We start from the raw sequence: 25,475 nt of genomic DNA, 5'->3' as shown, positions 1-25,475 counted from the left end.
TGTGTGTGGCCCGTGAGCCTTCTCCGGCGTCCTCAGTCCGGGATGGCCAAACCGCCTGATGGTGTGCAGCCGAGCCGGGCGCCGACCTACCCCTTCGATGCGAGTCAGGCGCGATTGGAAACCAGCTCCCAGCGCAAGTCTCCCGCTTCCCCAGTCCCCGTCCAAGAGACGAGGACCTCCTCGGCCACCAAGTGCTTGAGAATCACGGGCAGTGCTGTAATACGGCAGCCGCATTCGCGCGCCATCTGCTCCGCTGATACCGCTCCTTGGTTCTCTCCGGCTACGGTGTGCGCTGCCAGTGCGAGAGCGGCCAGCCGTGGAAGCGGCGCGGAATCTGTTTGGATGCTGGAGGCGGAGCGCACTGCCCAGTCGGCGGCCTGAAGCCGGTCGGGGCGAGCCGGGTGCTGTGTGAGCAGGGCTGCGTCGAGCATCTGAGCCGTGATCACGCCGCCGTCGGACATGAATGGCCGCAGCCATCCCGCTTCGCTCAGCTCGCGCCACGCTTCTGAGGCAGATCCCAGGCGGAGGCTTCGGAGCAGCCCTAGGGGCAAGCGGACGCGCGCCACGTTGTTCATGCGCAGCGCGCACTGCAAGGCGATCAACCGGGCGTCGGCCCCCGTGGCGGTCGGCAGGGCGACGGCAAGGTAGTTGAGCATCTCTTGTACCCGGGTTCGGCTGTCGGGTCCTTGGGGGTGGCGTTTTCGGCGCGTGTTCGCCCGTCCTCGCGACGAGACCGCAGCGGCCAGGATCGTTTCGGGCACGACGGCGGCCTGTGACGTGGCGGCCGCACACGCAGTGCATGCATCGGTGAGGCGCCACGCCCGTCCGCCGTGGTCACGGGCCAGGAGAAGGCGGATCGGGCCGTGGCAGCCACGGTGACGGGGATGCCAGCCGCAGCCCCGTTCGTGGCACTGGCACGTCCGCAGATGCGCAGGAAGCAGGTCTCGGCGCGCGTGTGACGCCAGATGCGCCAGGACCTCTGATCGAGCAGCTGGGCCGGTGAGCCGCTGCCCACCCTGCGCACATTGCTGACAGACGAGTACCGGCCCGCCGGGCTGGGGGAGGAGCTCAACCGTCCATGTACGCCGGACATCTGACTGTGGGAAGCAGAGCCTCATGGCGCGCGAGTTCCTCCTGCCGTTTCCGCGCCGGCCTCTGGCGGGCTGGGGTCGGCCGCACACGGTAGTGCAGACCTCTGCCCCTCGGAGCGAACCTGAAAGGCGGAAATAGGGCAGAGGTATGCACTGACAGGGCAGGCGTCTGCACCGTCGGATGGTCGGGTGACGATCTTTCCGCCCGACCCGGACTTCGAGGCCCTGCGCCTGGAACTCGCCCGGCTGCGTGCGGCGCGGGGATGGAGTTACGACGAGCTCGCCTCTCGAAGCGGCCTGGCCAGAAGGACTCTGATCGAGATCGAGCAGGGGCGCACTATCGGCACTCTCAAGACGTGGCACGCTCTGGCCCACGCATTGAGCACTCCCCTCGACGAACTCTTCGGCACTCTCTGCCAGGGGCACGAGCCACCTCGTCAAGCGGGCGGCTGACTGGTCGGCCCGGCCGGCCGGGCAATCACCCGATTGGGTAGGCGGACACGAATGTCTGAGCGATGATCCGAATAGGCGTTGCCATGGATTCGGCCGTTCGACGGACGTCACCAGCCAGGGCAGTGCTTCGACAGCGTGTTGGCTGGCACCTTCTCGCGCATGCACCCCTCATCCGCATCCCGGCACTGGGACGGCAGCCCCGCATCCTCCCAACAGCGACGGTCCCTGCGCGTCCACCCCGACAGCCCAACCCGCCTTCTGCGCTGCGCACAGCGTGCTCGTTGCCGTGAGTGCGGAAACCCGGTCGAGTGGTACCACCGGGGCCGTGACCGGCCCGTGCCACTGCACCCGCAAGAACTGCCCGCAGCCGAGATGCCCGCCGCATACCGCTGGCACGTCAGCTCAGGCCTCGCCCATCCCGCCGGGGACGGCAGCACCTGGTGTCGGCTGACCCACGCCGTCGTCTGCCCCGCTCGCGACGCCCCGTGTGACATCACCCCCGCTCTGACCTGGCTACGCCGGTCGCTGGCTGTGAACACGCGCCGCCTGACTGACGCCGGTGTTTTCGTCCCGCCCACGGACGTCGACCGCCGCTCGCGGTCCAACGGCACGTGCCGACCCGCCAGGCCCGTCGTCCAGATCCTGTATGTCCGCTACCTCGCCGCCCGCCCCCTGGACGAGATCCAGTGCGTCGCGCAGACGCGGCATCGCACCCGATGCTCCACGAAAATGCTCGCCCCGGACAGCCTTCAAGGCATCTGGATCCTGGCCCCCGCAACGGCCGCCAAAGGTCAGCTGGCCCTTCCCACTGAGGTAATGGCTCTCTACGACCTTTCCTCGCTGCTGTACGCGGAACAGCTGCGCTGGCGTACACAGCGATGCCCTCACCATGCCGCCGTCCCGACGTCGGCGGATCTCGCACTGACCGATTGGGAGCCGTTCGACCCGGCGGTCCATCACCCCTACGTGCACCCACGTCTCCCGACTCACGTGCGTCAACCGCGCCGCGGAAACGGTGAGTCGGAGGCGGCCTGGCGATGAAGCACCAGTACGCAGTGGAGATCCTCCTGACGAGATCCGTCATTCTCGCAGAGCTTCGCCGAGCCTGCCGCGCCTTTCCCCTGGCGGCGAACGCCGAACCCACACGGCTCACGACGGTTCGGTGCGCCAAGTCGCCCGGGCGGGCCGTCCGGTCGCTTCCTCATAACCGCGACCGCCTGCTACCCATTGACACGCTGACGACCCACTACCTCGACCCAAGCGGCCAGGTCCTGCTCTATGTCGCCCTCTCCTGGGATGTGTGCTCAACGGTTCGTCGAACCGCGGCAAACTGCGGTCGCAAGCCCGCAGACCTCCTCGGCCGCACCATTGTGGCGGCCTTGGAACAGGACAGAAACCATCGAGCTCGCCAACTCGCAGCACAGATAGAGGGCCTTCCTGCCCATCACGGCCTTGAGGGCGTACTGGCCTGTGCAGCGCGCGCCTTGCTCCGCAGTCGTCCTCCTAGCTTTCGCACCCCATAGCCCACCTCCGCGGAGTTCCCGTTGCACACCCCCACCGACGAACAGGCCCATGCCGTCGACGCCTTCCGTAGCGGCGATCACCTGGTGCTGCAGGCAGGTGCCGGCACAGGCAAGACCAGCACACTCGGCATGCTCGCCACGAGCACAAAGCGCCGAGGCCGCTACCTTGCCTTCAACAAGGACATCGCACGCGATGCCAGTAGCCGTTTTCCGAACTCTGTGCAGTGCAAGACGGCCCACGCCACGGCCTTCGCTGCCCTCGGGCACCGCTTCGTCCTCCGCCTCAACAGCCCGCGACAGCCCGCATGGAGGATCGGAAAGTCGCTCGGCGTCAACTCCTCCGTCCGTATCGGTGATCACGAGATCAGCCACCGGACGCTGTCTCAGGCTGTACTGCGTACCGTGACCCGGTTCTGCCACTCGGCAGACCGGGCGCTGGCGCCTCACCACGTGCCGGTTCTGCGCCGCCTTGAAGCACCGGAAGACCATACGCAACTCTCCGATGCTGTTCTGCCGTTCGCTGCGCGGGCCTGGCACGACCTGCAGAATCCCGAGCGCGGCGTAGTCCGCTTCGAACACGACCACTACCTGAAGATGTGGGCGCTGACCGACCCCAAGATCGAGGCCGACTTCCTCTTCCTCGACGAGGCGCAGGACACCAACCCGGTTCTGGAGCAGGTCTTCACCGCACAACGTGCTCACGCTCAGTTGGTCATGGTCGGGGACTCGGCTCAGGCCATCTACGGCTGGCGCGGCGCCCGCGACGTGATGACCGGCTTCGACGCCAACCATCTCACCTTGACCCGTTCCTTCCGTTTCGGCCCGGCGCTGGCGGAGGAGGCAAACCGATGGCTGTCGTTCGCGAACGCCTCCATCCGGCTGACGGGCACCGAAGAGATCTCGACTGAGGTCGGCGTGGTCACCAGCCCCGATGCCGTGCTGTGCCGGACCAACATCGGCGCGGTGACCGAGGTGATGCGTCTGCTCGCCGCCGGCCAACGAGTCGCTCTGACCCGTGGTGGACAGACACTGACGGCACTGGCTCTTGCCGCGCAGGACCTCAAGGAAGGCCGCTGCACATCCCACCCGGAACTGGCACTCTTCTCCTCCTGGGGCGAGTTGCAGGACTACGCGACCTACGATCTCGCTGGCCGTGACCTTCAGCCTTTCGTGGAAGTCGTGGATGCCCACGGCCCGCAGGCCATCATTGCCGCGGTCGACGCCCTGACCGACGAGACTACGGCCGACGTCACGGTCTCCACCGCCCACAAGGCGAAGGGTCGAGAGTGGTTGCAGGTGAGGATCGCCGATGACTTTCCTCAACCTGCGGAAACGGATCAGAACGACGACTGTGGTCGGCCGCCCCCGCCATCCGTGAGCGAGAAGGACGCCCAACTTGCCTACGTCGCCGTGACGCGCGCGCGTCGTCGACTCGATCTCGGAGGCCTCTCGTGGATCCAGAGCCACCCGGGCGTCTGAAAGTCCTCGCGCAGATCACCTGAGTTCCGCAGTCGGCGGGCACACGAAGGCACGCCAGATAGGCCATGGCCTGCAGTTTCATGGCGACGGCAGCTTTCGGGCATGTGCCCACGCAATCCGTCCGATTTGAATGCTTTCGCCCGGGATAATGCGGGCATCTCACTCAAACAAAGCGACAGCTCGCCGCATCACTCAACCGGCCCGGCCAAGGATCGCGAGATCTCCACGGTACCGCCGCCATCCACCATTCGAGGCAGGTTTCCCGAACTCCCAAACAGCCTCCGACCTGCGCGTACCATCAAAGCTCGAGAGCAAACGCCCCGTCAGGGATCCCCCGGCGAAGGAAAGTTCATCCCGATCGCCCCAGTTGCTCCACATGCCCCGCCTGATATGTCAGGAATGCCGTGGGCACACACTTCACGACCGCACAATCAGTGCCTGACCAGGTCAGATTCATGATCTGACCACGCGCGTGCCTACCAACTGCGGAAGCCAGGGATCAACGTCGTGCGCAATGACGCCTGTGATCGACGGAACCACGCGCCTGCGCGCCGCCTGCGGCTCGCCCGTGCCTGTCCTGCCGCAGCCGTGCTGTGGGCTATGACTGGTGCCGTGAGGTGCCTGATTGCCGTCGGAGCGGCCGCCTCACGAAGGGTGGGTCGCTAGTGCTTCTCCCGCATCGATACGGCTGCCCAGTTCGCGAGCGAATCTCTCCAGACGCAGGCGGAGTGTGAGATGACCTGCGCGCTGATTGGCGGGTGTGAAAACTGAGAGATCTCATCGATCGCGGGTCTGTGGTCGGTGCGAGACCCCCGCAGGTCCTGGAGGAGCGGGCAGAGCAGATGGTTGGCCTGAATGACCTCCGCCCAGACCAGCGGGGCGCCGATAACTGTTCCGTGGCGCTGCGTGGCACTCGTCGCCGGACAGAGTCAGATCGTCGCCCTGGAAGCCTCCGTCGATCGGCTCTTCTACATCATGGCCGACTGGCGGCACGGTATCGAAGCCGGAGACGTCACCATCATGGCTGGTCTGTGCAGCGCTGACATCGCCTGCAGCGCCACGGTCACGACTCCGGCACTGGCCGAGGGGATCGACACCGGCTCCGGTTGCTTGATGGGGCCGCCGCAGCCCAGTCTGACGCGAGATCGTGCGAGGACGTGATCGCCGTTCGCCTCCGGGGCGTTGGCGGATGACCTGGGTCCGAACCTCGGCGTGGGTGCCCCGCTTCTATGTGGACTTGACCCCGCGCCGGTTCGCCGCAAGTGCCCCGATCTCGAGGCTGCCAGTCTGCAGTGAGGCAACGGGCCGGTCGCAGGCAGTGGCGAGGAGGTCGGAGTACGTTTCGAGACGGCGCAGGAGCTCGCGTTTGCCGCCCTTGCGGTTGGTTGGGGTGCGGAGCTGGTTGATCGATGCGACCAGGCGCTGGGTGCTGCAGCCCGATTCCCGCAGGGCGCCTAGCGCGGGGCTGTGAAGGTGATCGCCCTGGGTGACATGAGTCCAGATCAGCACGGTCGCGGTGTCGCGGGTGGGGGAGGTGACACCCTGGCCGAACTGCTTGAGATCGCGGCACAGTTCGGCCCAGTCACCAGCCGGAACTTGCCAGGACGAGAGAAGTTCCCGGCGTCGCCCGTAGTGAACACGATCCGTGCCCCGGTCCAATTGGCTAGCCACACTTTCGACGGAGCGCTCAAATTCCGACCACAGATCCCGTGAATTCAACTCCTGCCGGGTGACTTTGAGGGACTGCTGCGCGGTGTTCCACGGGATGCGGAGAGTCTTCGCGCAATCGGGCCAGGTGCCACCGCCACACATCTCCGCGAGCTTGAGCGCTGAAACGCGCCGCAGGTGCCGCACCTTCCAATCGGTGTGGTGCGCCCAGTGGGACAACAGGTCGTCGAAGTGGGCGGAGAGCCACTCTTGCGGCAGGAGAGCAGGCACATGCTCGATTTGAAAACGGCTCTGGCGTGAGGGAAGGCGCTGCCGCGCGTGCCAGTGGCCACCGGCACGGTAGAACCCCTGGGCCTGGCATAGCAGGGCACGCGCCATCGCTGGGGAGACGTCCATGCGTCGCAAAGCGGCGCCGATGTTGGCCGGATTACGGCTGAAGGCGGACGCAGCGAGGGGCCGGACGTGATCGGTCATCCCGGCGTCATCACGTTCCTCGTGACCGAGGAGGCTGTCAGCGGCAACGAGCACTGCCGCGCACTCGGCTGGGTCCTCGGGGGCATCCCAGGCGATGGGCATGCGGCCGTCGGGCTCAGGGGTGTGGCGGCGAGCGGCAGCGGAGGAAACGTGGCGGTCGATCAGGTTAGCCAGCGATGTTGAGGAAGCGTGTCGCGCACCGTCTGGCCAGCTGAGCCGGATCAGATGTGCGGCGACGATGAGATCGGGAAAGAAGTAGCGATCCGAGGCCGACTGGTCTGCATCAGCAATAGATTTATCATTCGTCAGGTATTGGTCAATGCGGTGCTGCAGGGCAAGCAGAATGGATAGATCGGTTTCGGGCACGTGCGCGGCCCGGCGGTCATGGTCCAGTCGGGCAGCGCAGGGAGCGGCCGGGGCGCCGTGAACATCAGGCACAAGGCGCCGGCATTGGGCCGGGTGTAACCCGCTCGTGGTGCGTTGCGTGATCATTCCTTGGCGCTCTGTATTCGTCGGTCGATTCGCCGTGCCCCCGCAGCGCGGGCACGTATGGGAGAGCAAGGTACGGTGCGTGACGCATGCGTATGAGACGGGAAGATGCCAGCGCAGTTTCCAGGGACCGCCATAGAGAGTTTGGACTCGACTGCCCTCCCCGGAAAGACAGGCGGCACAGTATCGACTGGAAATGCTGGCAGCCCACGACTTCCGCGCGGCCGTGGTGTTGCGGCTGCCGTCGATCCGAACGGATGCCAGGGGCGGGTAGACGGCAGCGAAGGACGATAGAGTCAGTGCGTTGGCCTCCTGCACGCTCAAGCGGGCGGCCGCGGTGAATTGCCCGATCCGTTCGGCGGGCAGGGAGATCAGGTACGCGCCTGGAAGCCGATTTTGACGATGGATCAATCCGCACAGGCGTGCGACTCTGGCGGGAGAGCGCTGCATGCGGTAGGCCAGCCGCAGAAGCAGGCCGGGCAGTGACTCCTCGGGGAGCGGACTGAGGGCGCGGGCCAGCGGGCGGAGGGTCATCGAGCCGTGGCCAACTGGTGCGTGATGCATGGCCCGATATGAGTTTTACACGGGACGGGGATATCGGCATCATGGCCCTCATCACAGTCCCGTGCCATCAAGTCCGCATAGCGCTTTAGCCGTTGGGGCAGTGCCGAGTACGAGGTTCTCCGGCGGCGGGTGACTGGTCCGGCGGTGCAGGTGATCCCGGCAGGCGCCGTGCTGGCGGAGCGGTACACGGTGACGGCCGGGATGCGCTGCCCACGGCTGATGAGCCCGCCCAGTTCAGCGCCCCTGTCCGGTGAGCCGTTCAGACGGAGGAGATAACCGGGGAGCGACTGCTCGGGCAGGGGGGCGGGGCTGCGGGGCAGCGGCTGGGGTGTCACCTCCGTCAGCCCGTCTCGCCAGCCGCGGCGGGGCCGTTGTCGTCGAAGACGGTGTTGCGGCCTCTCCGCTTCTTCTTCTGCGGAGTGGGCTTGTGGGGCGGGATCTTGGGCTGCTCGCCGGATGCCGTGTCCAGGTCGGGCATGTCACCAGGGGTGACGGTGAACTGGTTGAACAGCTCCTTCGTCAGCCGTTCGCTCTGGTCCTCGATGGCCCGGCGGCATCCGTGCTGGATGAGCTTCTCCAGTACGCCGACCACGCCGCCGGTGCGGTTGAACAGGTACTCGGGCATGTCGCCACCGGTCAGCATGCCGGTGGTGTCGTTCAGTAGGCGCAAGTGTCCTTCCAAACGGACGAGATGCGCCATCCAGGCGGATGTGTCTTTCCCGGTGGTGTAGCGGAACGGGTCGAGGTCGACGATCTGGAAGCGGCGTTCGTGCTGGCTTGCGGCGTGGTTGTTGGGGCTGCGGCCGCGGTCCTTGATCGGCTGGTAGATCCACTCCAGGGTCTTGGGGTCGCGGCAGCCCTCACGCAGCAGGCCGGAGGTGGGGATACCGACGCCGACGAGGATGAGCGTGACGGGCATGCTCATCATTTCGCGGATCAGGTCGAGGACGTCCTGGTCGGCTTCCCGGTGGAGCTTGAGACGGGTGATGTCGTCGATCACGAGTGCCCTGGTGGCGTGCTCGACGGTGGCGGTCTTGACTGTGCGGACCAGGTCCTCCAGGCGCATGCCCTTGTAGTCCTCGCCGTAGAAGTCGAGGATGCGCTGGCATGTGGAGATGGGGGTGGCCTTGACGGGGCAGCGTACGTAGGCGACTGGCGCGACCAGGTCGCGGGTACCGGGCACGGCGTCCGGGTTCATGTAGTTGTTCAGGGCCATCCATGTCTCTTCGAAGACAGCCAGGGCCTCGCACACCGTCTCGGTCTTGCCCTGGGCGCCATCACCGTTGACCATGATGCCGCCGCGCGTGCAGGCCTTGTGGCTGAAGGCGCCGTCCTCGACTCGGGCCAGCACGGCGTGTGCGACGCGCTCACTCATCGGTGTCACGTCGATGGGCAGACTGCTGTGGGTGGCGAGCCGGTGCAGGTTGTACAGGTATTTCTGGCGCTTTGTCTTGGGCGCGTACTCCTCGGCCGTCAGTACGGGGGCCGGGACGAACGTCTTGCGGCTCGCGCACCAGCGCCGCCAGCCCTCCCAGGTGGTGCGGTCGATCGGCGGACCGGGGAGGAACGACGGACTGTTGTAGGGGGGATTCACCGGTTGACCTCTTCCTCGGCTGCGTCCGTTGTACCCGCGCCTGTCTCGTCGTCTTCGTCGTCGGGCAGGGCGAGCAGGCTGGTGGCGCGCAGCCGTTCCGACAGATCCTGTGGCAGTGGGGTGGGGCGTTCGGGGACGGCGGCTTCACGGCGCCGTCGGCGTTCATTGGTGACCGAGTCCTGTCCCTGCTGGGCGCGTTCGCGCCAGCGCAGCGGGACAACCTTGCCGTCGTCCGAGCCGGTGCGTGCCGCGGGCACGTCGGCGGGCGGCGGTGGCGGGGTGGATGTCGGCTTGGTTTCGATGGCGTCGGTGGGACGGTCGGCTGCGGCGGCTGCGGCCTGGGCCACTTCGCGTGCGTGCTCGGTGCGCTGCTTCTTCGTCAGCTGTGTCGGCCACTGCTCGACCGGGATCTTCCCGCCGATCACTTCGAGGAGCACCGGCAGGAGTTCCTTGTCCGACTTCGGCGCCAGCCCGCGCTTGCGCAGTTCGCGCATGGCCTCGCGGACGCGGGCGTCGCTGAAAGCGGGGAACTGCCCTTCCTCGGGCAGGCCCACCCAGCGCAGGGTGTGCCAGTCGTGCGTCAGTGGATCCTGGAAGAACACGAAACACGGATCGCGCGGGTCCCGGTGGATGACGTAGCGATTCTTGTCTTTGCCGCCGCGCCGGGAGAGCTCCCCACGGTACGCGTCCAAGGCCTCGCCGTCGTACCACAGGTTCTTGATTTTCACGCCACGTTTGCCGTGGATCATAACCTGGTGGCGGGGCAGCAGCTGGTAGTACAGCTCTGGCGAGGGGATACGCAGGGCGAAGCCGCCTTGCGTCATAGACGCGGCGAACAGGCTGTTAGGGCTGTGGTCGCCGCCCGGGTCCCAGCTCGGTGCGTAGGAGTCGAAGCGGCGGTTCTGCCAGATCCCCACGATCCAGGTGGCGATGATGTGCTCCATCTCCGCCACGGTCAGGCAGGCGTCGGCCTCCGGGTCGACGCCGCGGTCGGCGGTGTCCACGCCCTGGTAGCCGAGCAGGAGAGCGAACAGCAGCGACCGGATGGCACCGAAGGCGCGTTCCACGGCCATCTTGTCCGTGGGGCGCAACACCCGGCTCGGTTTGATGTTCGCGCCAAGGACCCGCTGGACCTCGACCAGGTGGTGGTTGCGGTAGACGGAGCCGTGGTCGGTGGTGACGGTCTCCGGGGCGAAGAACGGCAATCCGGCCACCTCGTACCCGGCGAAGTCGGCCACCACCGTGCCCGGGATGCCGGGATAGGCCCACTGCATGTCCTCACCCCAGTCCGGGCGCATGGGCAGCGGCATCGTCATGTCCCGCAGCACCATCGCCACGTCGATCGAGGAGTCGGAGACCAGGTTGAGCCGGAACGCCACGATCGAATGCGTGTACACGTCGAGTGCCAGCGTGAGATGCACAGAGACGGGATCGCCGAACACGTCTTCCAAGACCTTCACCGGTAGCACGGTGGTGTCCAGGGCCACCACCTGCCCGGGCCAGTGCACCACCACGTGCCGGCCCGTCGCGTACTTCTGCGCCATCGCCGCCGAGCGTGCGTAGCGCTGCCGCCCGCCGCTGGAGCCGAACCAGTCCCGCCACACTTGGCGCAGCACGTCGTAGCTGGGGACCTTGGTCTTCTCTCCGAAGGTCTCCCGTACGTACTGGTGGATGAGGCGCTCGCGGTCGCGCGCTGTCAGCTTCGCTCGCCGCAGGCTCTCATCACGTACGGCGAATAGCGCCTCGCGCACCTCCGGGGTGATCCGGTGCCCGGTCGCCTCCCGCAGCCACCGGTCGTCCGAGAGACCGATCGGCCCGAGCTTGCGCCGTGCCGTGTCCCAGCGCCCCAGCGTCCGCGCGCTCACCTTGTGCAGGGCCAGCGACTTCGCCAGCGCAGGATCCATGGCCTTCGCCTTGCGCAGCTCGGCCTCCTTCGCCTTTCGGCGCTGCGTCAGCGTCGTGGTCTCCGGGTCGTACTGCGGGAGAGGCTCGTGCGGCAGCGCGGCGTCCGAATGGCCGCTGCGGTAGCCGGTCTCGACCTCCCGGATGTGCTCCAACCGCCGCAGCACGTGCTCTTGTTGAATCGGAATGAGGTCAGCCATCGACTTCGGCTGGCGGCCCCGGCTGGCGGCCGGGAGATCCGTGCGGGTCCGAGTCGACGGCCGGCAACCGGGGCGGTGGATCAGCCCGCTCAGCTGCACCTTCCAGGGCGCGCCCTCGTCCCCGATCAGGGTCACGAGGCCCAGATGCGGCAGACACGTCTCGACCCGCCACGCCTCACCGTCAATGATCAGCTCGGTGCCTGGCTCCAGCGCCCATGTAGATGCCGTCTCAGTAGTCATGACCGCTCCCCGCGAGGCTTTACGGGTGCGAGCCGGATCAGGCTCGCGTCCCCATACGGTTCCGAGAGGTCCGCACCCAGCTCCCTGCACCACAGCAAGTGCAGGGCATGGGCTCGGGCCACTGCAGGGATAGAGCACCGCTCGGCCAAGTCCCTGAGCGGCAGCGGTCCTTGGGAGGCAGCTATGCGTAGCTGGCTGTGAATGTCGAGCACATTGGTCAACGGCCGGCGCTCGGCGGAGAACGCGTCCACCGTTTCCCACACGTGCCGACGCCAGCCGGTCACCACGCCGTAGCGCCATCCGGCGGCCAGTGCGGCCTCGAATGTCGCGGCGAACTTCAGCTCGTCCTCGGGGTGAATCCGACCGGCCGGCCTCACGTCGATAACGAGCGGACCGGTATCGGTCAGCAGCAGGTAGTCCGGCGTGTGATCCACCCGCTTACCGCCCGCATAGAAGCGAAGCCGGAACGGCTGCGAGAGCGCCTCACGCAGCCCGGCTGCGAAGTCGGCGACCAGGAGCAGACACTCCTCCTCGAAGCTCTCATAACCGTGATGCCGACGCGTGGACACCATGTACTCGAGCCCGGGCCGGTGGTACTGGTCGGTCCGCCAAGTGAACCGACGCACCGGCACCGAGCGTGGGACGTCCACCTCGTTGAGGTCGCGCACCGAGTACGTGGCGGCAGCGTCCCGCCCGAACTTCCACCTCGTCGTCCAGCGCCGGGCCCATCGTTCGTCGAGGTCCAGCTGGTGCGCGTACTCGGTGAATCCCCGATGCAGGAACGCCAGATCCTCCAGGCGACAGGAGTCGGACCACGTATCCCTCTGTAGTCCTGCCGGCACCCTGCGGACGGAACTCGCCCCGGAATCCTTCATATGCACGTCCACCGCTCCTCAGCAGATCGAACACGGCCGCCAAGATCAACCACGACGCTACGGTGAGCAGCGCCCATGGCCCGACCACATCAGCGACCATCACACGCACGAGTGATTCCGTATCAATGACACCAACGCGGACTGCACGACGGCTGATTGACTACCCCCACGGGGAGGTGGCCGTTGACGGCCAAGATGGAGAGGGAGTAGATGACGGCAAAGCGCCCCTTGTCACGTGTTCTGGATCCGCTCCCCGGAGAGCCCCTGCCGGGATTGCTCCTTCGCGTGGCATTCCGTGTGGGACTGTCTCCCGACCGTATTGCCGAGCTGTGCGGACTTCGTGAGACAGGAGGGGCCATCCCGCACTTCTACCTTCGCTATCTCCCTGGACCGCAAGCCACGGCGCTGAGCTGCTCGGCAGGCTTGACAGCTGCGGAGGCCAACAACCTTTGGACGCGATGCGCAAGGCGAGCGTGTTCTGGATGACCGGGACCGGCTGAGCGAGGGGCCGAGCCGCTCGGCGACGCGCACGCATCGGACCACACAAGTTCCCCTGATGGCGAAGATGCCGAATACGGCTGAAGGTTCCCCTGATTCCCACGGAATACAGCGCGTGCTGCTCCCTCGCGCGTCGACCTGAACCGCTCAGAGCAATACGACGACAGGGATGATCAACCTGACACCGGAGAGCCTTCCTCGCACAGTTCCCTCGTATGAGTGAAGGTCGGTTTGATGGAGAGACACGTTGGAAGCTGGCCCGTTTGACTGCGGCACTAGCAGACCCGTTGTCCAAGCCAGAAGGGAGAGACTAGCAGCGTGGCGCCCCAACAGCTCCCGCGTAGTCTGACGCCCCTGAAAGGGGAGTCGCTGCCCGGATTTTTGCTTCGCACCGCATACCGGCTTGAGCGCTCTCCTGCCCGGGTCGCTGAGTTGGTCGGACTGGCGTCGCGACATCGCCGGATCGCCCACGCTTACCTTCGGGTCATGCCTGAAGGAGTCATGCGGGAGTTCGCCTTAACCGCGCGCCTGACAGAGCGCGAAGCCGATGCTCTGACCTTGAGGAGATTCGCTCAGACGTATCCGCCGCTGAACAGGATCCGGGCGCACGGCAGAGGTATCGGCAACAGTGCCGCAGTCAATTGGGCTGTCGCTGACTCCGGCCGATACTGCCCTGAATGCCTGCGAGGCGACGGCACCGCTGTTGAAGAAGCCTTGGGGGGAGCCTGGCAGTCAGTGTGGCATCTGCCGGTCATCTTCGCCTGCGTACAACATCGGCGTCTGCTGGAACACCTCTGCCCGGCGTGCTGTCAACCGCTTGAGGTTGCGGGCGGCACGCGGAACAGCTTGATTATGAATTCTAGAATGGCCGGATTGCACCCCTTGCAGTGCCGTAACACTCTTCCTCGTAGGAGGGGGGATCTGCTCCACTGCGCCGAGCGGACCCAAAGTGTGCTGTGCGGGACGCGACTTGACCGCGCTAGCCAAAATTCTGAACCCGCTCTGGCAGCCAGTGATCTGGATCATCTCCTTGCCCTGCAGCAGCGCATCTTGGAGTACCTCTCGCCACAAGACCAAGCCCGGAATGCGAGCGCCGCGCCTGACGGGTACTATTTCTCGGATCTGATCGCAACCGCTCAGCTGATCAAGTTGACGTGGCCTCTGGGTGCCGAATTCCTTCCATCCGCCCGTCTGGAAGGCCTCGTGCAAGGGTATGTGGAACCTTTGCTTGCTCAGATCACCGCTAAGCAACAGAACAAGCAGCAAAAAGCGGCTAATAATCGCGGAGCGAAAATCGCCCCTAGTGAATCCGCACTGTGTGGAGCTCTCCTCGCGGCCGCAGATGTGGCGCTGGGAAATCGTGAACTCCTTACGCTACGGCCCCGCGTACAGCCCTTAGCTCGGGAGGCGTACCGCCGGGCAAGGAGCTACGCCGGTGGTATCTGTAGAAGCACCGACATCTCACCGACTCTGGCCCGGGCCACCACGTGGCGCATCCATAGGCTGCCTGTTCGAGCCGATTTGAGAGCCGCCCTCTCGCGTCAACACCACTTCCGAGTCGAAGAGGTCCCGTCGTTCCTGCCTCGGACGTGGTTCGATCAGCACTTTGCCGAATTCATTGAGTGCCTGCCGCGCCTTAGCACCACGATCGAACGGCACCTCCGGCGGGCCGCCTCGCTGCGGCTTGCCGAATTGAAATCAGGCGCCACTTGGGACGACTGCGCACCAGTGGTGGGCATGCAACCGGATCTTGCTCGAAGTACCCTTAAACACCTCGGGCGCCACCTGGAGTCGCTCTGCCTTTGGCCAGCTTTCGAAGAGGCTGTCGGACAGATCGCGAAATACCTGGACACAACTTCTCAACGTATCGACTATGCCAACAGGCGCAGATGCTTGGCTTTCTGGCGTCTGCCGCTGGACGACTGGCTCACCATGAGCGACGGGCTTCCTGGACTGGAGAGACTAAGAGAGCTGGCGAGCCCGACAATGGGATCGGCCCTAGTCTGGGCTGAAGTGACTGAAGGAGAGCGCATGCACAGTCCGGCAGTGCTCGACCTTCGGGAGTCTGGCGAGGATACGCGGGCGCTCTGTGCACTCCTGTACCGGATGGGCAACGGAGCGAGAGGACCAAGCCTGAGGCTGCGTCGGCGACTTCACTTGTATGCCGAACGCCTCGCGACTTCTTGTGACCAGAACCATGAACCGGTGGTCTCAGTGCGTGAGGTCATCCGTGACGAAGAGGCTGTAGCCGCTGGTGACATCCAGGAGGAGGGGGCACAGGCGAATTTCGATTGGACGTCACGTCTTGCAACACTGAACCGTACGGTTTGTGAGTTGGCGGACCCCGTAGGGCAGATGGCGCCGGACCATCTGTGGGAGCTGTTCCAACGCGTGGTCCCGTCGGCATCCGACCAGGCACGCAAGGCGACATCCCGACGCATCGGCAATCGAGAGGCTCTGGCCGCGATTGTGTTCGCTTCGACTTCAGGCTGCGCGTGGTTACTACTCCCATCCGGATTCGGGCTCTCGGGCCTAACCGCTCTCCAGAGGTTCATCGAGTGGTCCGAAGCTCATGTGTGGACGGAACTGCGTCAACTGCTCCGTGACGCGACTGGAAGCCAGGGTGACCTGGACTGGTCGCGACACGCCATCGATGCCGTGAGCGCGCGCGCAGGCAAGAGAGAGCGCAGACGGCGCTGATCTCCGGATTTCCGCCAAACTAATTTGGAAGCCGGCTCTCCATAGACGCTCGAAGCCTGCCACCGCGCTGGACTACCCCTGAGCGCGTCCCCGGAATCCGCCGCCACCTGCCCGGACGTCGACGCGCCCCATCCCATGCCACCCTCACCCGGTTCCTGGCCGCCCTCGACGGCATGCCCTGGACGCCGTGATCGGCGCCTACCTGGCCGAACGCGACCACACCGACGTTGGCACCACCGGCTCGGTGCCGCGGCCGCCGATCGTGGTGGACGGCAAGGCGCTGTCCGGCTCCGCGCACCGAACTCAGCGCCACCGACACCTGCTGTCTGCCGTCACCCACGCCCCCACCATCACACTGGCCCAGCGGGAGGTGGGGGCCAAGACCAACGAGACGGCCGCCTTCCGCCCGCTGCTGAAACCCTCGATCTGGCCGGCGCCGTGGCCACCTTCGACGCCCTGCGTAGTGTCAAGGAGCAGGTGGCTGGTGCAGGAGAAGAAGGCCCACTACTTCGTGGTGATCAAGGGAAATCAGCGGACCGCGTCGGCCCATGTCAAAGCCCTGCCGTGGGAGCAGGCGCCCGTGGCGCACACCGTCTCCGGGACCGGACACGGTCGGAGGGAATCCCGCTCGGTCAAGGCCATGTCCATCGCGGCCAACCTGGGCGGGATCGCCTTCCCGGAAGCACGGCTGGCCTTGCGCACCCACCGGCGCCGCCAGGAGAGCGGCAAGCGGCAGACCCGGGAGACGGTCTATGCCGGCACCAGCCTCGACACCCACCAGGCGAGCCCTGCTGACTTGGGCGGATACGTCCATGGGTACTGGGGAATCGAAAATTCTAGCCATCATGTCAGAGATGTGGTGTTTGCCGGGTATGCCTCCACCGTTCACACCGGCAGCGCGCCGCGGGCGATGGCCGCTTTGCGGAACCTGGCCATCCTGGGAGCAGACAACATCGCCAAGGCCACTGCCCGCACTGATCCTCGCCATGCGTGGACCGATGGAGGTCCTGACGCCACGCGTGGAGACGCGCATCCTTAGCCCTGGCAAACCAACACGAAAACCGAACTCCATGACCCACCCCCTGGGGGGTGTGAGCGCAACATCCACTCGTGAAAGGTTTCATCAATCGTTGCTGGCGTGACACGCTCCTGCCTTCAACAAACCTCGCAGGAACGGCCCCGCAGAAGTTCGGGCCGGATGGCTGTGTGGGACCCAGTGGGACCTCCGGGTAATTGATCAAATATTCGACAAGCCCAGGGGCTTAACTCTGTCGGATGAAGATGTCATAAATGGTGCCGGAGGCATGTGCCTTGGCCCCCTGGGGAGGGGGCGGGCTTCTGGTGGGCGCACTGGCAGAGCGCCCGTCAGGAGTGCAGCAGGGGAGGGTTGTTCATGGGTGGGGCCCAAGAGATCTCCGGCGCGGCGCGGCGGATCGCGGAACTCGTGCGGGACCTACCGTCCGGGATCTTGGAACGAGACCTCGTCACGGAGGCGACCCGTCGGTTTCGGGGGCTGCCTGAGCAGCGGCTGGCCAAGCTGATAGCCGAGGCCGTCGCTGGAGGCTTGCTGCGCGTGGATAGCCGCCGCCTCATTTCGGTCGTCCAGCAGGAGGATTCGCTGGGCGTGCGGCCGTCAACGAGTGGCACGAAGCCTTCGGACGGTGTGCGGCCCCTCAACCGTTCGCAGCCCTCAGACTCCATGGACTGCGGTGATGTACTGCCCCCCAGGACGCCCGTTCTCCGGGCCATCGCGCTGGACATCGAGAGCGTCGTGCGCACTACCGCCACAGCGCCGTACGTGCAACGTCATGTGTACGACGCGGCGGCCGTGAGGTTCGGCGCGGATCGGGACTGGGTCGCGGCCGGTCCCCGCTGGCAGCGATACCTCCGGTTCCCGGGTGACAGCGATGAACTGCGGGACGGCGATGCTCGGGACGCCGTGCTGGACCGGGGCATTTCAGCGCGCCAGGCGTGGACGGAGCTGCGTGCCTTCCTCACAGACGCAGATGTCGTCGTGGCTCACAACGGCACAGCGCTGGACTTCCCGGTCGTCAGCCAGGCGGCAACGGAGGCAGGCGCGGAGGACCCACTCGCCGCCGTACGGTGCGTTGACACGTTGTACCTTGCCCACGCGATGTGGCCGACGGCTTCCTCTCACCGGCTTCAGGACCTGGCCTCGATGCTTGGTCATTCTGAGGCTGGACTGCGGGCACACACCGCAGACGGTGACGCGATTCTGCTCGTCCGTCTCCTTGAGCGGGCCGCCGCCGAGCTCTCGGAAAAGGCACCTGAGCTGCGCGCCCTTGTCGCCGACGTGTGCCCCGAATCCGACGCTTGGCGGCTGTTGCGGGAACTCACCGAAGGAGAGCGGGCCGCCGCACGGGAACCCCTCGTCTGGGAGCAGGCGCACGTGGCCCGCTTGCTCAGCGCGGAGATCGCGCAGCACCCACCGCGCCGAAACCCTGACGGTCGGATGCCGGGCCATGGGGCCGTCGTCGTCCCAGACGTGCTCCGGGGGACCGACGGTAGGGTCGACCCGACCGCTCTGGCTCGTGTCGTGCACGGTCCTCACGTCGAACCGCGGCCTGTCCAACAGCGCATGACGGCGACGCTGCACCAGTGGACCGACGACGGAGTCAGCGGGCTGCTGGAAGCGCCCACCGGCACCGGCAAGAGTTACGCGGTGCTCGCCGCCGCTCTTGACTGGCTCGCTGGTGAGGCAGGCCGTACGGCGGTCATCGCCACCTACACCAAGCAGCTCCAGACCCAGATGGCGAAGGACATCCAGGACCTGGAACGGGCGCTGCCCGGTCTCCTAGAAGTCACCGACCTGGTCAAAGGGCAGTCCAACCGGCTCTCCCTCGCTGCCCTCACCAAGGCCCTTGCGGAGGCCACGCGAGGGCGCGCGCCCCGCGGCCGAGCCCGTCAGACGCGGGATCTCCGCTTCCGCGAGCTCGTTGTCCTCCTCGCCTTGCGCTTGATCGCCTCCAAGGAACCCCCGCGGTCCTGGACGGCGAGGTCCGTCGACCCGGTGGACCTGCCCGCCTTCTGCAGCGACTACATGGGCCGTGCGCTCCCCTTCTGGCTGGAGTCGTTGTCTCAGCGTGACGGCGATTACGGCCCCGCCATGGGCAACCCCCTCACCGCGCACACGAACACAGTTCGGGAGGCCATCGGTAGCCACCGTCTCATCCTTGCCAATCACGCCTTGGTTCTCTCTCACCTGGACGACCTGCGCGCCGCTGGCCCGGGCGTACTCCTCTTCCTCGACGAGGCGCACGAGCTTGAGAACGCTGCCACCACCGCGCTGACCGTCGCGGTTGACTACCAGGACCTCGAAGAGGTGCTGGCTGAGCACCACACATGGGTCACGGAGGCACGTCACGGCCCGGAGCGGGACCAGGCCGTGGCTGCAACCTCGGAACTGGAACGGTTGCTGGACGACGAACGGCTACCCAGGCTTGCGGCCCAGGCCTTCGACGTGCAGGCCAAGGGAGTGGGCGTACGGATCGGCAACCGGGCGACCACGCTCGCCGGGCCCCACACGGGTACCTCCGGCACCCGGGACACCCGGCGGCTGTCACTCCTGCTGGAGCGCATCGCCAAGACGTTGGTGACCTGCCGCATCACCCTGGAGCGGTACGTTGCCCAGCACACCGCCCACCTCGACCCACTGGTCAGCGAGCGACTGAACGCGCTCGCCCTGCACACCGACAGCCTCAGCACGTCCCTCGGCCGGATCACAGCCGACCTTGGCGACTTCCTCGACCCCGTTGGCACGCTGGACGAGGAGCTTCCCTCCCGCGTCGTCCACCTGGAGGAGCTGGCCGAACCGAAGTCGGAGCTGCGCTCCTACCGGTTCCGCATTGCCACCAGCCCCATCGACTTGCCCGCTGACCCGGAGTGGCGGCGCTACCTGGACTCGTTCGATCGCGTCCACTACGTTTCGGCGACCCTCCGCGTCGAGGGGAAGTGGGACTTCGTCCTCAGCAGGCTGGGGTTGTCAGGCGACATGCCGGCCCTCACCCTGCCCTCCCCGTTCGACCTGAGCACCCAGGCCGAAGTGGTGTGCTTCACCGACTTCCCGTCCTGGGCAGAACAGGAGGAGGGCGCACTGCGCACTGTGGCCCATCAGGTGGCCGGATTCGCCGCCGAGATGACCCGGGCACGACCGGACGGCAACGGCTTCGACGGCGGAGGGATGATCCTCACCACGGCCCGTTCGACCGCCGCCGGCATCGGCTGCCATCTCGTGGAGGAAGTGCGCTCCCGTGGCCTGAACATCCCGGTCGTCGAAGCGCTCACCCTAGGCAACGGCCGTGCCTATCAGGCGTTCACCGACCGGCGGGACGGTGGCGGTTTCCTCGTCGGGACCAAGGGGCTATGGCAGGGCGTCGATGTCTCCGACGCTGCACGCCTGAACCTCGTCTGGATCAACAAACTCCCCTTCGCACCGTTCGCCGCACCGATCATCGAAGCTCGCCGCGCGGCCGTGGCCGAACGGGCCGCACAGGCCGGCCACCCCGACCCGGAGGGCGCAGCTACTGAGCACTACTACCTGCCACTCGCCGCTCTTCAGCTCCGGCAGGCGGTCGGCCGACTCATCCGGTCCGACCGACACCGTGGAGTCGTGATCATCAGCGACCGCAAACTCGGAGGACACAGCAGCTTGCGCCGCTCTTACCGGCGCGCCTTCCTCGGCAGCCTCGACGAGGGGCTGCAGCGCCCCGACGTGGATAACGGCGAGATTGGCGGTGGCAACGTCACCACCATGGCCGAAGGTTGGCGCCGAATCTGGGAGTTCATGGCCGCACAGGGGCTCCTGGACCCGGCGCGGGCCGCCGAGCTGTGCACCGAGAAGGCACTCGACCAACACACCCTCCTCCCGTACACCCGCCGCATCCGGGAACTGGAGCTGACTCCCGAAGAGGCCCACCGGCTGCGCGAAAAGGACCTGCTTGCCGAGGAGGTGCTGGAACGCTGCGCGCGGATCGGTGGTTTGCTCGGCTTCTCCGATGAACCAGTGCCCCTCAAGCCCGCCCAGCAGACTGTCATCACCGCGGTGGCCGAGGGCCGCAACGTCCTTGGGCTGCTCCCTACCGGGTTCGGCAAGAGCTTCACGTTCCAGCTCCCCGCCCTGGTCCTTCCTGGTGTCACCGTGATCGTGAGCCCGCTTGTAGCTCTTATGCACGATCAGGCCCTCGAACTCAACCGGACCATCGGCGGAGCAGTCCGTGCGTTGATTTCCCCGTTGCGGGAGTCCAGTAGCAGAGCCGGCAAGACCGAGGTCGCGGACCAGTTCCTCGGCCGCGCCGAGCACGGGATCCGCCTCGTGTACGTCAGCCCGGAACGCCTGTGCCAGCGGCGCTTTCGCGAGATCGTGCGGGCCGCCGCCGCAGCCGGCAGGGTGACCCGGATCGCCGTCGACGAGGCGCACACACTGGCACAGTGGGAGGACTTCCGCCCCAGCATGCGCCGGGTCAGCCGGTTCCTGGACGAGTTGCGCCGGGACCACGGGGTGGCTGTCACGGCGGTGACGGCCACCGCCAACAGGGCTGTTCACGAGGCACTCCGCGAAGGACTGTTCGCCTTGCCTGCGGAGGTTCCCGCACAGAACTCGGCCCAGGCAGCCGCTGAGGCAGATCACCTCGGAGTCGTCGGCGGACTTCTGACCGTACGTGAGAACCCGATTCGGCCCGAACTCGCGGTCTTCCGCCGTTCCCTGGACCGACCGGGACAGGGTGGCGTGGCGGCCCTGGCCGAGCGCGTCATCGACGCCCTGGAAGGCCACGCCATCCTGTACTGCCTCACCGTCAAGGAGGTCAACACCCTCTACACGCACCTGCGCGAGTACGTCGGTGACGCCGGAGTGCGCATCCTGCGGTTCCACGGTCGTCTCACCGAGGCGGAAAAGGCGGCCGTCATGAACGAGTTCCGGGAGGCCCCGCGCGAGGGAGACGAGGGGTTCGTACTCCTGGTCATCGTGGCCACCTCCGCGTTCGGACTCGGGGTCAACAGGCCCGACGTGCGGACTGTGATGTGCGCGTCCCCGCCCACCGACCTGGCAGCTCTGTACCAGCAGATCGGCCGGGCAGGGCGGGACGCCGCACGCCCGGGGACGGCTGCCCCCACCCCGGTCAACAGCGGTCTCGCCCTAGTCACGAGCCGGGGGATACGCATGGTCCGCTTCATGACCGGCCAGGAACTGCCCTCCTCCCTGCTGAGGCGCATGGGCACGCTCGTCCTTGCGCAGCACGGCGGGACATTCGACCCGGTGCGGCTGGCCGAGATTCTCATGGCTGAGGACGCTGTCACCGGCCACCTGAGCGAGTCCGAACTGCAGGACCGGTACACCCAGGACCGGTACCGCAGCGGCGTGATGCGGGCTTTCGGGGCTCTCGCCGACCTCGGAGCCGTCGGGGACCTCGGCGACCACCCGCCGCACTGTGCGATCAAGCCCGGCGACCTGCGCCCTGTGCGACCCGAAGTGCGACCGACCGACGCCCCGGCAGGCCAGCCCGACGGGCGTGAAGCCGAGCCGGTACGGATCGAGCAGGCCGTCGTCGACATCGCCCTGTCGTGGGGCACGCCGCGAAGGGTCGACGTCCAGGCTCTCGATCGGGAACTCGCCGTCCGCTGCCCCGGCTACCGGTCTGTCGTCGACGGACCCGCGGCGACCTGGGAGCTCCTCGCCGACCTCCATGACCGCGGTCTCCTGGACGTTTCGGCAGCACCAAGCCGCCGCTTGGTCACCGGCCTCACGGTGCACAGGCGCACCCTGCCCGACGGCTACCTTCCGCTACTCCACCGGCGCGGCAGCCGAGCCGCAGAGGAACTAACGGAGTTGAGGCGTTTCTTCGACGCGACCACCGTTTGCGCCTCGCGGCTCTTCGCCGACTACTTCGGCGTCAGCGACCTCCCCGAGGGCTGCTGTGCCACTGCCGCCTGCCGATGCTCCGCTTGCTGGGACACGGGCAACCAGCCCGTGGACGAACGGCGCCCCGCCGTGGCAGAGGCCTTCTACAGTCCGGCCCTCCGTGGCGGCGGCCGCACCGACACGGCCCACCGCGACCAGCGCGTCGACATCCAGATCCACCGGTTGCTGCAGCTCCAGCCGCAGGGCATGCACCCCCGACGCCTGTGGCACGCGCTACGCGGTGACGAATCCTCTTACCATCCGAGGAGCCGAAAGATGGTCTCTCTGCCCAAGGCCATACGGGACAGCCGTCACTTCGGAGGCCGCGCGGACCTCCCCTACGCTGCGGTTGACGACAGTCTGGCGCGCCTGGCCGAGGGCGGAGCCGTCACAGGGGGACCGGACGGCCTCTGGCGTGTGATCCGTCCGGCACGACACGCACTGCCCTCTATCGCGCGGAGGGAGGGCGAGGCGTGACCGCGATCATCAGCGGCGGGGTCGGCGTCTGGCGCCCGTACGACGACCACCCCGTGCTCACCCCGGCCATGACCGGCGGGCACCAGACCACACCTCCCGATGAGTTGGCCCGGCTGCGCCGCTACCTGGAGGCGGTCATCGCCGACCGCTGCTGTCCAGTACACACGACGGTCGCCTTCAACGCTGCGTACTTCGGTTACGAACTCGGCGGTGAGGGCTATGGCAACGGCCCCTTCGAGCTCGACGACTTCCCCACCCTGACCCTGGGGAACGAGGTGGCGGCACGCCCCGTCGGAGCCCTCGTCCGCATCGAAACGGGCTCCGACCCGCTGTACGCAGAGATTGTCTACAAGGAGGGCCACCATCCCGTCATCGGGGAAGGCGGTGAGGTGCCGTCCTGGGTATCTGGAGCCCCGGCCGGTGCACAGGGCCCCCAGGAGCAGGAGGCAGAGACAGTCGTCCGTAGAGAACTCCTCGTCCCCGATCTCACGGCCTTCGGACCCGCGCTCCAGCTCGACGACACGAAGCTCAAGAGGTTGCGTGCCCGCGGGAAGTGGCTCGACGAGGACGGCCACGTCCTGGTCGACTCCCGCTACGCCACCCCGTACGATGCAGCACTTGACGACACGGCGGCCTTTGTCGACTACCTCCTCAAACACCAGCTGGAATCGCTCCTGAGCCCACTCGTCCCCGTATCCGTCGCCCACCTGGCGGACGGCAGCGACGAGGAGCGTCTGCGGTCCGCCCTCACGGGATTGATGGACGTGATCGCTCACGCTCTGCACACCACCGACGGTGTGCGTGGTTGGGGCCACTACGCGCTGACTCGCGAACGCATTGGGTCCGGTCTCCGCCAGGACGGACCGCTGGGAGGATCGGATCTGTACGACCTTGTGGGCTCCCTGGAACGTGCGGTCACCCCAAGCACTCGTCGCCGTCGCGGTTTGAGCGGCTCGCGGACCGTGTACACGGCGATCGCCCCCTGGCTGCGCAGGGTGGCAGGCGCCGAACCGCTGCTGACCGGAACGGAGTACGCGGTCTCGGTCTGCCGGGCCAACCTCGCCGTGAAGGACTTTCTCCGCGGCGACACCGACAATGGCCTGCGCGGCGGCAGCGACGTAAGAATCACCCTGGACGACAGCTTCGAGAACGGCGGAATCTGGCGCTCCCACTACCCGGGTTCGGAGGAGATGGACGGGGGCGACCCCCTGGTCCCGGCAGGGCGCGGTTGGCGCGAGGCGGTGAACCCGCCGGTGAACCGGACCGCCAGCCTCCCTCCGCACAGCATCCCGCAAGATGAGCAATCTGCCGACATTCCGCCGGTCGATGCTCCCCTCGCCGACACCCCCCTCACCGATGAGGAGGAGATCGGTCTCCGGAACTTCCTTCGGATCGACGACAGCGAACTCTGCTGGCAGCAGCCGTTGCGCCTTGCCCATCTCATGGAGGACAGGATTCCGCTGAACCGGATGGTCCGGGGCGCACTCGCTTACCTCGGTCCGGACGCCGTCCGCGTACGGCTGGAGATACACCACCCCGGCGGCATGATCGATCCCTTCGAGGAAGTGCAGGAGGTCACTTTGGACCTCGTCGGAGAGGTCGGCATGCTCCGCGACGTTCAGTGGCCCATCGACTTCTTCCCGGGACTCCGCCTACGGCTCCAATGGCCCCGTGGGAGCACAGTCTTCAGGCTTTTCACACTCGAACTGGAGGAGCCTGTCGACATCGACGGACAGCTCGTCACCCACCAGTACGACCCACAGGTGCTAACCCGAGACAGTGCTCCGGGAAGCACCCGGGACGTTGATTCGTCCGCCGGCTTGGACGACAGGCAACTGGTGCTGCGCGCCGTACGCCGCTTCGGCCGGCTCACACCCGACGGACATGCCCTGCTCGACCGCGACGCACTGCCCCGTGGAATCTATGACGCCTCACCCTCACCCCACCAGGTCACCGCGGTGGAGCGGGCCGTGGAGGAACTGCTCGCCGAACGGCACCTGTATGCGGCGGCCGGGAGCCGCGGCGCAGACGGTGAACCCCACCACCCCGCCCGCGACGGCGAGCACCGGATCCCTCTGGTGGGCTATGCGCCCCGACCTGTGGTCGCACCGCGGCCGGGGGGAGGAGGCGGTGGAATTCCTCAGAGCACAGGCGTCGAGTACGTCGTTCACGGCTTCCTGCGAAGACTGCCCGCAGGCCGGGAACCGAGCGACGTCCAGCGCGCTGCCTACCGAGAGCACTGCCGTCACGTCGGAAAGGCCGACGGGTGGGAGCTGCCCCGCGGCTACACCTTCGTCACACCGCACTCCCGACGGCGCTGACGGGCCACACA

General features: G+C 66.7%; 13 protein-coding genes. 8 read left to right on the top strand and 5 right to left on the bottom strand.

Going from position 1 to position 25,475, the window contains the following annotated elements:
- Positions 1-104: 104 nt before the first annotated feature.
- Complete coding sequence (locus tag AC5WRT_RS12180; RefSeq protein WP_245790538.1) at positions 105-656, bottom strand: hypothetical protein; 552 nt, start codon at positions 654-656, stop codon at positions 105-107.
- A 624-nt stretch (positions 657-1,280) separates the two neighbouring features.
- Between AC5WRT_RS12180 and AC5WRT_RS12175 the strand changes: the two genes are divergently transcribed.
- The 4 genes from AC5WRT_RS12175 to AC5WRT_RS12160 all read left to right on the top strand — a co-directional run bounded on the left by AC5WRT_RS12175 (position 1,281) and on the right by AC5WRT_RS12160 (position 5,707).
- Positions 1,281-1,544 carry a helix-turn-helix transcriptional regulator gene (locus AC5WRT_RS12175; RefSeq protein WP_071381387.1) on the top strand — a complete coding sequence of 88 codons (264 nt, stop codon included), beginning with the start codon at positions 1,281-1,283 and terminating at the stop codon, positions 1,542-1,544.
- 159 nt (positions 1,545-1,703) lie between these two features.
- Complete coding sequence (locus AC5WRT_RS12170) at positions 1,704-2,585, top strand: DUF6083 domain-containing protein (protein ID WP_079173190.1); 882 nt, start codon at positions 1,704-1,706, stop codon at positions 2,583-2,585.
- A 503-nt stretch (positions 2,586-3,088) separates the two neighbouring features.
- Positions 3,089-4,546 (top strand): UvrD-helicase domain-containing protein, encoded by a 1,458-nt coding sequence (locus tag AC5WRT_RS12165; RefSeq protein WP_496093162.1) that lies wholly within the window; start codon positions 3,089-3,091, stop codon positions 4,544-4,546.
- 906 nt (positions 4,547-5,452) lie between these two features.
- Positions 5,453-5,707 carry a hypothetical protein gene (locus AC5WRT_RS12160; RefSeq protein ID WP_496093163.1) on the top strand — a complete coding sequence of 85 codons (255 nt, stop codon included), beginning with the start codon at positions 5,453-5,455 and terminating at the stop codon, positions 5,705-5,707.
- A 66-nt stretch (positions 5,708-5,773) separates the two neighbouring features.
- On the opposite strand, the gene AC5WRT_RS12155 is transcribed toward AC5WRT_RS12160, so the two are convergent.
- The 4 genes from AC5WRT_RS12155 to AC5WRT_RS12140 form a co-directional block, all read right to left on the bottom strand.
- Complete coding sequence (locus tag AC5WRT_RS12155) at positions 5,774-7,741, bottom strand: TniQ family protein (RefSeq protein ID WP_496093164.1); 1,968 nt, start codon at positions 7,739-7,741, stop codon at positions 5,774-5,776.
- Positions 7,742-8,081: 340 nt separating this feature from the next.
- Positions 8,082-9,335, bottom strand: a complete 1,254-nt coding sequence (locus tag AC5WRT_RS12150) for an AAA family ATPase (protein ID WP_496093165.1) — start codon at positions 9,333-9,335, stop codon at positions 8,082-8,084.
- Positions 9,332-11,677 carry a transposase gene (locus AC5WRT_RS12145; protein ID WP_496100216.1) on the bottom strand — a complete coding sequence of 782 codons (2,346 nt, stop codon included), beginning with the start codon at positions 11,675-11,677 and terminating at the stop codon, positions 9,332-9,334. Before AC5WRT_RS12145 ends, AC5WRT_RS12150 begins: the two co-directional genes overlap by 4 nt.
- On the bottom strand, positions 11,674-12,552 hold the full coding sequence (locus tag AC5WRT_RS12140) for a TnsA-like heteromeric transposase endonuclease subunit (protein WP_496093256.1): 879 nt from the start codon (positions 12,550-12,552) through the stop codon (positions 11,674-11,676). Before AC5WRT_RS12140 ends, AC5WRT_RS12145 begins: the two co-directional genes overlap by 4 nt.
- Before the next feature lie 816 nt (positions 12,553-13,368).
- On the opposite strand from AC5WRT_RS12140, the gene AC5WRT_RS12135 reads away from it, so the two are divergent.
- The 4 genes from AC5WRT_RS12135 (at position 13,369) to AC5WRT_RS12120 (ending at position 25,464) form a co-directional block, all read left to right on the top strand.
- Positions 13,369-15,750, top strand: a complete 2,382-nt coding sequence (locus tag AC5WRT_RS12135) for a TniQ family protein (protein WP_496093167.1) — start codon at positions 13,369-13,371, stop codon at positions 15,748-15,750.
- Positions 15,751-15,937: 187 nt separating this feature from the next.
- On the top strand, positions 15,938-16,789 hold the full coding sequence (locus AC5WRT_RS12130) for an ISAs1 family transposase (protein WP_496093168.1): 852 nt from the start codon (positions 15,938-15,940) through the stop codon (positions 16,787-16,789).
- Positions 16,790-17,218: 429 nt separating this feature from the next.
- Complete coding sequence (locus AC5WRT_RS12125; RefSeq protein ID WP_496100215.1) at positions 17,219-23,143, top strand: DEAD/DEAH box helicase; 5,925 nt, start codon at positions 17,219-17,221, stop codon at positions 23,141-23,143.
- Entirely contained in the window at positions 23,140-25,464 is a 2,325-nt protein-coding gene (locus tag AC5WRT_RS12120) for a hypothetical protein (RefSeq protein ID WP_496093169.1), read from the top strand. Before AC5WRT_RS12125 ends, AC5WRT_RS12120 begins: the two co-directional genes overlap by 4 nt.
- Positions 25,465-25,475: the final 11 nt, after the last annotated feature.

The sequence above is a fragment of the Streptomyces sp. NTD91 genome (genome assembly GCF_059510455.1).
This window is presented reverse-complemented; position numbering and strand designations above follow the sequence as displayed.